At 58.6% G+C, this 10,870-nt stretch carries 6 protein-coding genes; 3 read left to right on the plus strand and 3 right to left on the minus strand.

Features of this window, described 5'->3' with window-relative positions:
- Position 1 precedes the first annotated feature (1 nt).
- Positions 2-628 (plus strand): response regulator transcription factor, encoded by a 627-nt coding sequence (locus QRN50_RS04405; RefSeq protein ID WP_004408514.1) that lies wholly within the window; start codon positions 2-4, stop codon positions 626-628.
- Positions 629-636: 8 nt separating this feature from the next.
- A complete protein-coding gene (locus QRN50_RS04410) occupies positions 637-4,257 on the plus strand; it encodes a transporter substrate-binding domain-containing protein (protein ID WP_011267442.1) in 3,621 nt (1,206 codons plus the stop codon).
- An 87-nt stretch (positions 4,258-4,344) separates the two neighbouring features.
- Here the strand turns inward: QRN50_RS04410 and QRN50_RS04415 are convergent, their stop codons facing one another.
- A complete protein-coding gene (locus tag QRN50_RS04415) occupies positions 4,345-4,689 on the minus strand; it encodes a YggL family protein (protein ID WP_003346101.1) in 345 nt (114 codons plus the stop codon).
- A gap of 338 nt (positions 4,690-5,027) precedes the next feature.
- Here QRN50_RS04415 and dacB point away from each other — a divergent pair, with 338 nt between their 5' ends.
- Positions 5,028-6,494, plus strand: a complete 1,467-nt coding sequence (gene dacB, locus QRN50_RS04420) for a D-alanyl-D-alanine carboxypeptidase/D-alanyl-D-alanine endopeptidase (protein WP_004408519.1) — start codon at positions 5,028-5,030, stop codon at positions 6,492-6,494.
- 52 nt (positions 6,495-6,546) lie between these two features.
- Here dacB and QRN50_RS04425 read toward each other — a convergent pair whose 3' ends face one another.
- Both QRN50_RS04425 and QRN50_RS04430 read right to left on the minus strand, forming a co-directional pair.
- Entirely contained in the window at positions 6,547-8,937 is a 2,391-nt protein-coding gene (locus tag QRN50_RS04425; RefSeq protein WP_096104400.1) for a sensor domain-containing diguanylate cyclase, read from the minus strand.
- A 165-nt stretch (positions 8,938-9,102) separates the two neighbouring features.
- Positions 9,103-10,722 carry a methyl-accepting chemotaxis protein gene (locus tag QRN50_RS04430; RefSeq protein ID WP_096126584.1) on the minus strand — a complete coding sequence of 540 codons (1,620 nt, stop codon included), beginning with the start codon at positions 10,720-10,722 and terminating at the stop codon, positions 9,103-9,105.
- Between the last annotated feature and the right edge of the window lie 148 nt (positions 10,723-10,870).

Consider the following 10,870-nt stretch of genomic DNA (forward strand, 5'->3'; position numbering starts at 1 on the left):
TATGAACTCAGTTTTTATCATCGACGACCATCCGGTCATCCGGATGGCGGTAAGAATGCTTCTGGAGAACGAAAATTATGAGGTGGTCGGCGAGACCGATAACGGTGTCGACGCCATGCAAATGGTGCGTGAGTGCATGCCCGACCTGATCATCCTCGACATCAGCATTCCCAAGCTCGACGGCCTCGAGGTGCTGGCCCGCTTCAATACGATGGGGCTGCCCTCCAAGATTCTGGTGCTGACGTCGCAGACCCCCAACCTGTTTGCCATTCGCTGCATGCAATCGGGCGCCTCGGGTTATGTGTGCAAACAGGAAGACCTCAGTGAACTGCTCAGTTCGGTGAAAGCGGTATTATCCGGCTACAATTACTTTCCCAGTCAGGCGTTGACGTGCGCAGTTCGTGAAGATGGCCAGACCGACGAGCTGGAGCTGTTCAAGTTGGTCAATGACCGTGAACTGATGGTATTGCAGTTATTTGCCCAGGGCCGTTCCAACAAGGAAATAGCCAAGGGCATGTTTCTCAGTAACAAAACCGTCAGTACTTACAAAACGCGGCTTATGCAAAAACTGAAAACCAGAACCTTGGTAGAACTTATCGAGATGGCAAAACGCAACGCGCTAGTGTGAGAAAACGGATGTCCAAGCGCTTCAGACAATTATTAATACTGGCCACAAGCCTGTGCATAGGCTGGGGTGCTGAGGCCGGTGTTCATGCGGCCGATCACTATACCCTGCTCGGTCGCTCGAGTCCGGCGCACATGGACGTGAAACTGGACAATAACCAGTGGCAGTGGGTGCGCGGGCAACGCGAACTGATTCTCGGCACCTCCAACCCTGATTACCCACCCTTCGATATCACGATGTCGGGTAACGATTACGAAGGCATCACTGCCGATTACGCAGGGATCATCTCGGATGCGCTGGACCTGCCGATCAGGGTTCAGCGTTTCGAAACCCGTGATGCTGCAATCAAGGCCCTCGGCGCAGGCCAGATCGATCTGCTGGGCACCGCAAACGGTTTTGAAGCAGTCGATCGCACCATCAGGCTTTCACAGCCCTACTCGGTGGACCAGCCCGTCCTGGTCACCCGGGTCGGAGACAACCGCCCCCTGAACGAAGGCCTGAAAGGCATGCGGCTGAGCATGGTCTATCACTACCTGCCGCCTGCCGAGGTCGAAGCGTCCTATCCCGGCGCGACACTGAAGACCTATCCCTCTTTTCAGAACGCCATCAATGCAGTCGCCTTCAATCAGGCGGATGTGTTCCTGGGCGATACGATTTCCACCCAATACATCATCAATAAGGGGTATCTGAACAACGTGCAGATGTCGAATTTCGGCAAGCACGAGCCCAACGGCTTCAGCTTCGCGGTCAGCAGTGAAAACCCGCAACTGCTGGGCATCATCAATCAGACGCTTAAGGCGATCCCGGTTGATGAACGCGTCAATATCTCCAGACGCTGGAGCACGGGCAGCGACTTGATGCTCACCGACCAGAAGCTGCAACTGACGCAACGCGAGGAGCGCTGGATCGCTCAGCACCCTACCGTGCGCGTAGTCGTCAACGAAGCGTATGCACCGCTGACATTCTTCGATGCCAAGGGCAACTTTCGCGGCATCACCGCAGACTTGCTCGAACTGGTACGTCTGCGTACCGGGCTCAGGTTCGACGTCAAACGCTCGCCCAGCCTGACCGACATGTTGAATCAGGTCAGCGAAGGCCAGGCAGACATGATCGGTGCGCTGGTGTCCAGTGATGCACGCGAGGACCGATTGAGCTTCACCCGTCCCTACATCGACAATTCGTTCGTGCTGGTCACCCGCAAGGAACCGGGCGCCCCCAGCTATCTGGAGCAGATGGACGGCAAGCGTCTGGCAATTACCCAGGGCAGCCCGGTGCTCGACTGGCTAAGCCGCAAATACCCCAGGGTGGTGCCGCTGGAAATCGACAACCCGTTCCAGGCGCTGGACATGTTGTCACTGGGCAGAGCGGAAGGTGCGGTCATCTCGCTGCTCAGCGCAGACTATTTCCTGTCGTCCGGGATCTTCGAGGAGCGTTTGCAGATGACCGCCACCGTCGGCGAGGATCCGGCGCTGATTTCCATGGCGACCTCACGCAACGCCATCGAGCTGAGCTCGATTCTCGACAAGGCGCTGGCGAGCATCGCGCCGCAGGATCTGGCAGCGATCAACAACCGCTGGCGCGTCTATACCCCTTCACGCGCCAACTGGCATGACTATGAACGGCTGATCTATCAGATTGTGGTGGGTGCAGGCCTGTTGCTGCTGGGCCTGCTGGCCTGGAATGCGTGGATGCGGCGGCAGATACGTCAGCGCGAAGCTGCGGAGCGGGCGCTGGGCGATCAGTTCGAATTCATGCGCGCCCTGGTCGAGGGCACGCCGCATCCCATCTACGTACGGGATCGCGAAGGTATGCTGCGCATGTGCAATGACAGCTACCTCAGGGTGTTCTCCGCGCAACGGGAAGACATCATCGGCAAGAGCGCTACCGAAGGGGTACTGGGCAATGCCTTCGAAGCCCGGGAATACGCTGCCGACTATCAGCGGGTCATGGCCAGCAATACCGCGCTGATCCTCGACCGCCCTCTGCGCATTGGCGATCGACAGTTGACCATCTACCACTGGATCCTGCCATTTCGCGATTCTCTGGGCGAAGTACAGGGCATCATCGGCGGCTGGATCGACATCAGCGAGCGTCGCCAGCTCATCGAAGACTTGCAGGCTGCCAAGGAACAGGCCGACGCCGCCAGCCGGGCCAAGAGTACCTTCCTGGCCACCATGAGCCATGAAATCCGCACGCCCATGAATGCGGTGATCGGCATGCTGGAACTGGCGCTCAAACGTGCCGATCATGGCGAACTGGATCGCTCCGCCATCGAAGTCGCCTACAGTTCGGCCAATGACCTGCTAGACCTGATCGGCGACATCCTCGACATCGCCCGCATCGAATCCGGGCGGCTGTCACTCAACCCCGAGCGTGCGAATCTGCGTCGGCTGGTGGAGGCGGTGCTCCGGGTATTCGACGGGCTGGCGCGGCAGAAGGACCTCGAGCTGGTGCTCGAACTGGACAGCAGGATCAACGCCGACGTACTGATCGACCCGTTGCGCTTCAAACAGATACTGTCCAATCTGGTCAGCAACGCCATCAAGTTCACCCCGATGGGGCGGATCAAGGTCGTACTGCTGGCAGCCGAAAGTCCGGACCCGCAACTGCTGCATCTGCACATCACCGTTCAGGACAGCGGCATCGGCATCAGTGTCGAAGACCAGCAACGTTTGTTCGAGCCGTTCGCCCAGGCCGATAACACCGGACAAATGGCGCGTACCGGCGCCGGACTCGGGCTGGTGATCTGCCGCAGCCTGTGCATGATGATGGGCGGCAACCTTTCGCTCGACAGCACGCCAGGGCACGGCACCCGGATCAGCATGAACCTGGTGCTGACCACACTTGAACCGCTGACCGGGCAGCCCGTCGTTGCGCAACCGGCAGCCGTCGTTCATCAGACCCTCAGAATCCTGATCGTCGACGATCATCCTGCCAATCGACTGCTGCTTTGCCAGCAACTGAGGTTTCTCGGCCATCACTGCGAAATGGCCGAAAACGGCGCGCAAGGGCTCGATCGCTGGAAAAACGATGCCTTCGATCTGGTCGTCGCCGATTGCAACATGCCGATCATGAACGGCTACGACATGACCGCTGCTATCCGCGAACAGGAGCGCGCCTGCGAGCGCCAACGCTGCCCTGTCTGGGGCTTCACGGCCAACGCGCAGCCTGACGAAATCGAGCGCTGCCGGGCGGCGGGCATGGACGATTGCCTGTTCAAACCCATCAGCCTCTCGATGCTCAGCGAACGGCTGACAGCCATTGCCCCGCTGGCGCCCGCACGTGCCCTGCCCTTCAGCCTCGACAGCGTCAGCAACCTGACCGGTGACCGTCCTGAAATGGTTGAACGCCTGCTCGCGCAACTGCTGCACAGCAACCACGAAGACCGGCTATTACTGGCCAGACTGATGCCGGAGAACAATCGCCAGAAAACCCGCGATCTGGCGCACAGGATCAAGGGCGCGGCACGGATCATCACAGCTTCAAGGGTGGTTGATGCCTGTGATGCGCTTGAACTGGCCTGCGAACCGGACACACCGGATGAGCAGTTCTACACCTGCCAGCAGACCGTCGAACTGGCCATGATCGAGCTTGAGGACGCGCTGATGCTGCAGCAGGCCAAGCCTGACTGAGCGTTAAAGACGGTATAGCGAGGGGGTGTACGAGGGGACGTGCGGGAACAGGCAAGGGAAGCAGGCGCTGGCCTGCTTCCCGTTACATCAGGCGGCCGGATTGATTTCCTTTTCCGGGTACCAGACGTCGATCAGCGGGCTGACAGTGACTTCTGTCAGTTCGCTGCGGCCCTTGAGCCAGGCTTCGACAGCAGCACGCTGCTCTTCGCTGACCGAGCCACGCTTGCTCAGGCAAACCAGACCGAAGTCGTCGCCGCCCACATAGCCAAGACCGTTGGCTTCCATTGCTTCTTTCAGGAAAGCGTCAAGGAAAGCATCGATTGCCTTGTCGTCCAGCTCTTGCTTGAAGTCCAGGTTCAGTTCAAAACCCAATTCCTGGAACTCGTCCACACACAGTTTTTTGCGCAGACGGCGGGAGCGGTTAGTGGCCATGGGACAATCCTCATCAATAAATATCGGGCGGCACTTTACCAGCTTGGCGATTTAAAAGCCCGACAATTGCGGCGTGGAGTGGATATCCGGCCTTGCGACGGCCATGGATACCGAATCGATAAAAAATAGCATTTACCGGCTTGCCCCCCGGTCACAAGCCTGCCCCGCTTGGGGCATAATGCGGCTCGTATCATGCGTGGCATTCTGTGTTACAAAAAAAGCCCGCCGCGCATTCACTACTATAGTTATCGAAATCGAATCTACATTTGCAATAGTTACCGAGGGAATTCATCCATGCCCTCTTTTTCGTTTCCCTCTTTGCAGTAGGGTTTTAGTCAATGATCAAGTCGCTACGTCCATTGTTGCTCGCGTCACTCCTTTTGCCCCTGGCCCTACCCTCCTACGCTGCCGTCATCAACACCACGCTGCCCCCCAAGGTTCAACAGGCCCTGAAAGCCAGCAAACTCGGCGATGACGCACTCTCGCTGGTGATGCTGCCGCTCAACGGCCCAGGTACACCGACCGTGTTCAACGCCGACGTATCGGTCAATCCGGCGTCTACCATGAAGCTGATTACCACCTACGCGGCCCTTGAAATGCTCGGCCCGACCCACCAGTGGAAAACCGAATTCTTCACCGACGGCACCCTGAGCAACGGCGTGCTGCGCGGCAACCTGTACCTCAAGGGCGGCGGCGATCCCAAGCTGAATATGGAAAAGCTCTGGCTGCTGATGCGTGACCTGCGCGCCAATGGTGTACAGCAGGTGACCGGCGATCTGGTTCTCGACCGCAGTCATTTTGTGCAACCGCAATTGCCGGTGTTCAACGATGACGGCAATGACGACAACAAGCCGTTTCTGGTCAAGCCCGACGCGCTGATGGTCAACCTCAAGGCGCTACGCTTCGTGACCCGCAATGATGACGGCAGGATTCTGGTCTCGGTCGAGCCGCCGATTGCCAGCATTCGCATTGATAATCAGGTCAAGGCAAGCGCCTCGAAACAATGCACCGGGGATGTGCGCTACAACCCGGTCACCCAGGCGGATGGCAGCGTCAACGTGACGGTCACCGGCCAGCTGGGCAATGGCTGCAACTCACAGACCTACCTGTCACTGCTGGACCACCCTACCTATGCGGCCGGCGCAGTGCGAGCCATCTGGCAGGAACTGGGCGGTACCATTCAAGGCAAAGATCGCGTTGGCGTGCTGCCCGGCAATGCCAAGCTGTTGGCCAAGGCCTTTTCTCCGGACCTGGTGGAAGTCATTCGTGACATCAACAAATTCAGCAACAACACCATGGCTCAGCAACTGTTCCTGAGCCTGGGCGAAGAGTTCCGCAACGAAGCTGACGGTGACGACGGCAAGGCCGCCCAGCGTGTCATCCGTCAGTGGCTGGCGAAGAAAGGCATCACCGCGCCGCATCTGGTCATGGAGAATGGCTCCGGGCTGTCGCGGGCCGAGCGTGTCAGCGCGCGCGAGATGGCGGTGATCCTGCAAGCGGCCTGGCGCAGCCCCTATGCTGCGGAATTCATGAGCTCGATGCCGCTGGCCGGTCTCGACGGAACCATGCGCAAGCGACTCAAGCGCACTCCGCTGCTCGGCGAGGCGCACATCAAGACCGGCACCCTGAATACCGTGCGCGCGATTGCCGGCTTCAGCCGCGACAGCAACGGCAACACCTGGGCCGTCGTGGCGATCCTCAACGACCCGCGTCCGTTCGGCGCATCCTCGATACTCGACGAAGTACTGGTCGATCTGTACCGGCAGCCCAAGCTGACCAACACCACCGTCTCGATCCAGCAATAACCAGCCGATACCGGCCATCGGCAGACCCGCTATCGCAGCGGGTCTGTCTGCATCAACCCTGCTCGGGCTCGACCCGGTCGCGACCGGCCTGTTTGGCGGCGTAGACGCCCGAGTCGGCACGCAGCAACATCTCGTCGATCCCCTCACCCTCTCGCCAGCTGGCGATCCCGAAGCTGCCTGTGACCACTTGGTCGACGCCTTCGATAGCCTGATTGCGCAGTTCCTCGCGCAGGCTCAGTGCCAGTTGATAGGCCTGGGCACCCCGCGTTCCCGGACAGATCACCATAAACTCTTCGCCACCCAGACGGCAGAACACATCGTCGCTGCGCAGCCGCTGGCTGATCTTTTCCGAGATGGCCTTGAGCACCTGATCGCCTGCGGCATGCCCGAAGCGGTCATTGATCCGCTTGAAGTGATCGATATCGAGCATGATGATCGACAGGTTACCGCCGTGCCGGTCGATTCTTTTCAGCTCGGCCTGCATCCGGTCCTGAAAGTAGCGACGATTATAGGCGCCGGTCAGCACGTCGGTGACCGACAGCGCACGCAACTCCTGCTCGACGCGTTTGAGGTCGGTGATATCGGACACAAAGCCATGCCACAGCACGCTGCCATCGGCCAGGCGCTCAGGCGTTGAGGCCGAGCGTAACCAGCGCTGCCCCTTGCGTGGCAGATTGACGCGGTACTCCTGGCTCCACGGTGTCAGGTGTGTGGCGCTGATCAGAATGGAGCTTCTGACCCGTGCCAGGTCCAGCGGCTGTATGCGTTGCAGGATAGTTTCGGAATCGCCCAGCAACTGCTCTTCGTCCACCTCGAACAGCTCGCACATGCCGGCGCTGGCGTACCTGAAACATGCGCTGCCATCGACGGCCAGGTGGTACTGGTAAATGCCGCCAGGCACTTGCGAGCCGAGCTTTTTCAACAACTGTCCCTGCTCGGCAAGGGCCTGGTTGACGCGCTTGTGCTCGGTGACGTCGATGCATACCGCCAGATACCCGGTCCACAGCCCCTGATCGTCACGCACCGCAGTGACCAGCATGTTCACCACCAGCGTGCTGCCATCGCTGCGCTGCAGGGTCCACTCCTGCGAAGGGTGATTACCATCCTGCACAGCATCGAGAAACATCAGCTGCGAGGCGCTGATGGGTTGCCCGCGGCTCTTGCTCATGCGGCTCGCGCGGGCCTCCAGATCGGCAGACTGATAAAAGTCCATCAGCCGGAACCTGCCCAGCACATCCTCTTGCGCATAGCCGAGCATTTTCTGTGCTCCGACGTTGAACGTCTTGATCAGCCCGTCCAGATCGGTGGCGATGATCGCCACTTCGGTCGCCGCGTCCAGCACACTGCGCAACTGCCCATGCGCGGCCCTCAATTGGTGCTCGCGCTGGCGCAGCTCGCGGGTGCGCTGCGCCACCCGTTGCAAGGCGCGCTGACGCTGGCTGATCAGACTGTAGAGCAAGGCGCTGAGCATCAGGCTCAAAAGCCCTCCAAGCCACAACACCCGGCCGGGCATCATGATCTGGTTGTTCAGGCTGAAAATCTGCGTAGGGCGAACCTCGACCAGATAATCCCTGTCACCCAGGTTCAGCAGGCTGCTGGCATACAACTGATTGTGTATCGCAGGGAGCGGCGACTGATAAACCTGCTCGGGCTTTTCCGGCGAACTGAGGTCGAGCATGGTCACGGCAAGATTGTCCTGCTCTGCCGTGCGCACATTCATCAATTGCGTCAGGCTGATCACGGCGGTGACATAGCCCCGCAACTGTGGAACCGGCTGGCCAGTCGAGAACACCGGCGCGACCAGCAGAATGCCATACGTGTCCGACGGCTCCAGGGAAAGCAGGCGGATACGAGGCGTTGCGACGGTTCGTTTCAGCAACCGCGCACGCTCCAGCGCGGCACGGCGCACCGGCTCCGAGGCGATATCGAACCCTGCTGGCGTCGGAATGTTGCTGAGCGTCTGGATGAATCGAACCGGGAAATACTCATTTCGCACGGCGGCGGTTTTCAAGGCGCCGTTTTCATCCATTTCGCTTATGGCATACGCGGCTGAGCCTTCCTCACGCAACTGTCTTTCAAAAGCCGTCCGTTCGGCCTGCGACACTCTAGGGTTCCAGGCATACGCCTGGGTACCAATCAGTAACGGCGCGACAAAGCCGTTGAATTCGGACAGTTCAACCTGATGGGAGTAGATAAAGAAGCGAGCCAGGGTGTCGAGCCGGGTAGCCTGCCGGTCCAGACGCTCCTGCAGGCGACTGAAGCGCTCCGCGGCAACAGTATCGAAACGCTGACGCAACTGGCGCTGATACAACTCGTTGTCGGCCAGCGCCAGCATGATCGTAAGTGCCACACCGACCAGCAATGCCACGACAGCGATAAGCCACGCTGAAAGCTGGCCATTGATGAAACTCAGAACTCTGAGCTTGAACCGTTTCACTGTCATACACACAAACTCATGACGCCAACATACGGAAGCGTCAGGCTGGCTATGACTTCTGTTATAGCTATTCGCCAATAATTTTCATAGGCTTATGCCTGTTTCAGGACGATCCGTTGGTCTGTCCGCAAGCTTGAAGACATGGCCTCGCCTTGCGGACAGCCAATCAAGTTACATCTTGAATCGTGTAACGACGCCATTCATTTCAATGGCCAGTCTCGACAGTTCGCCACTGGCAAGGGAAGTCTGATTGGCGCCCTCGGTACTCTGCACGGACAGGTCGCGAATACTGATCAGATTGTGGTCGATGGAACGAGCCACCTGCGCCTGCTCTTCGGAAGCTGTGGCGATCAGCGTGTTCATGTCATTGATTTCTTCGATACGCCGGGCAATATCGTCAAGCGCTGCACCGGCCTCATGTGCAACCCCCAGAGTATCCTGCGCGCCCATGCAACTTTCCTGCATCGACCGGGTGGCTTGTTCGGAGCCCTCTAGAACGGCGCCGATCATTTGCTCGATTTCCTGGGTGGACTGCTGGGTGCGATGCGCCAGTGCCCGGACCTCATCCGCCACCACCGCAAAACCGCGCCCCTGCTCGCCGGCACGAGCGGCTTCAATAGCGGCGTTGAGAGCAAGCAGGTTGGTTTGCTCGGCGATGGTACGAATCACCGCGAGGACTTTGCTGATGTCGTTGGATTGTCCGGCCAGACGCTGCACGTCAGCACTGGTGGCAAGCACCGTGGCGCTCAGTTTTTCGATCGCGGTGACGGTACTGGCCACTCGCTCAGCCCCGCGCACGGTGGAGGCGTTGGATTCTTTCGCTGCGTCAGACGCAGCTGCTGCGTTGCGTGCGACCTCATCGACCGCTGCGGTCATTTCGTTGACCGCCGTGGCGGCCTGCTCGATCTCCTGATTCTGACGCCCCAACCCGGTGCTGGACTGCACGGTGATGGAGTTCATTTCTTCGGCAGCGGAAGCCAGTTGCTGTGACGAGTTGCCGATCAGGCCAATGGTTTGTCGCAGGTTCTTCTGCATGGCCAGTGTCGCGCGTTGCAGTTCGGAAAACTCATCGTCACCGGTGACCGGAATATCACCACGAAGATCACCGCTGGCAATACGCTCATTGACCGACAACAATGATTTCAAAGGCGTGACAATACTGCGCGTCAACAGAATCGCGAGAAATATGGTAATAATCAATGACACTATAATAATAACCACTATGAACATAAAACCACTTTCATAGGCGGCTTCTGCACGCACACTCAGTTGATCGGCCTGATCAATATTCATCTGCACCAACGCATCGATGGCGGTCTGCAACTCACCGGTGACGGGCACTATATTGGTGTCGGTAAACGTCACCGCATCAGCGTTGGCACCTTTCTGAATCAATTCGAGCACCGTATCCAGAAGTGACGCAAACTTCTGGGCGGACGCAGTGACGGTTTGATAGAGACTTGCCTCATCGGCAGCGCTTGCCAGCGGCGCATATGCAGCAGATTGTTTGAGCATGTCTTCTCGCGCAGCTTTCAACCGAGTCACGGTAATTGTCTGAGCCTGCGGGTCAGTCTGTGCAATCAATCGCCGGGCATCCAGTCGCAAACGCAGCGTGGCGCTGCTTATTTTGTTAGCCTGTATGATGCTGGCCATCGCGTCCTTTTCCAGCGATTCCATGCTGGCCCGTAACTCGCCCATTTTCCATAGCGCGATCCCTCCCAGCGCGATGAGCAGGCAGGTGATCAGCATAAAGCTCATCCCGGCACGAACAGCGACCTTGACGTTTCTCATCTTGTTACCTTCGGAGGTGGGTACGGCGTGGACAATCTCGGAACACAGTCGATACCTTCAGTCGCCCGATTGAACAGGGACGTCACTCAAGAGGTCGACAATTGAAATTCGATATACCGCTTTCCCGAGGAAATCATATCGGGAATAA

Source organism: Pseudomonas sp. MEJ108, from assembly GCF_030208985.1.
GTDB lineage: Bacteria > Pseudomonadota > Gammaproteobacteria > Pseudomonadales > Pseudomonadaceae > Aquipseudomonas > Aquipseudomonas fragariae.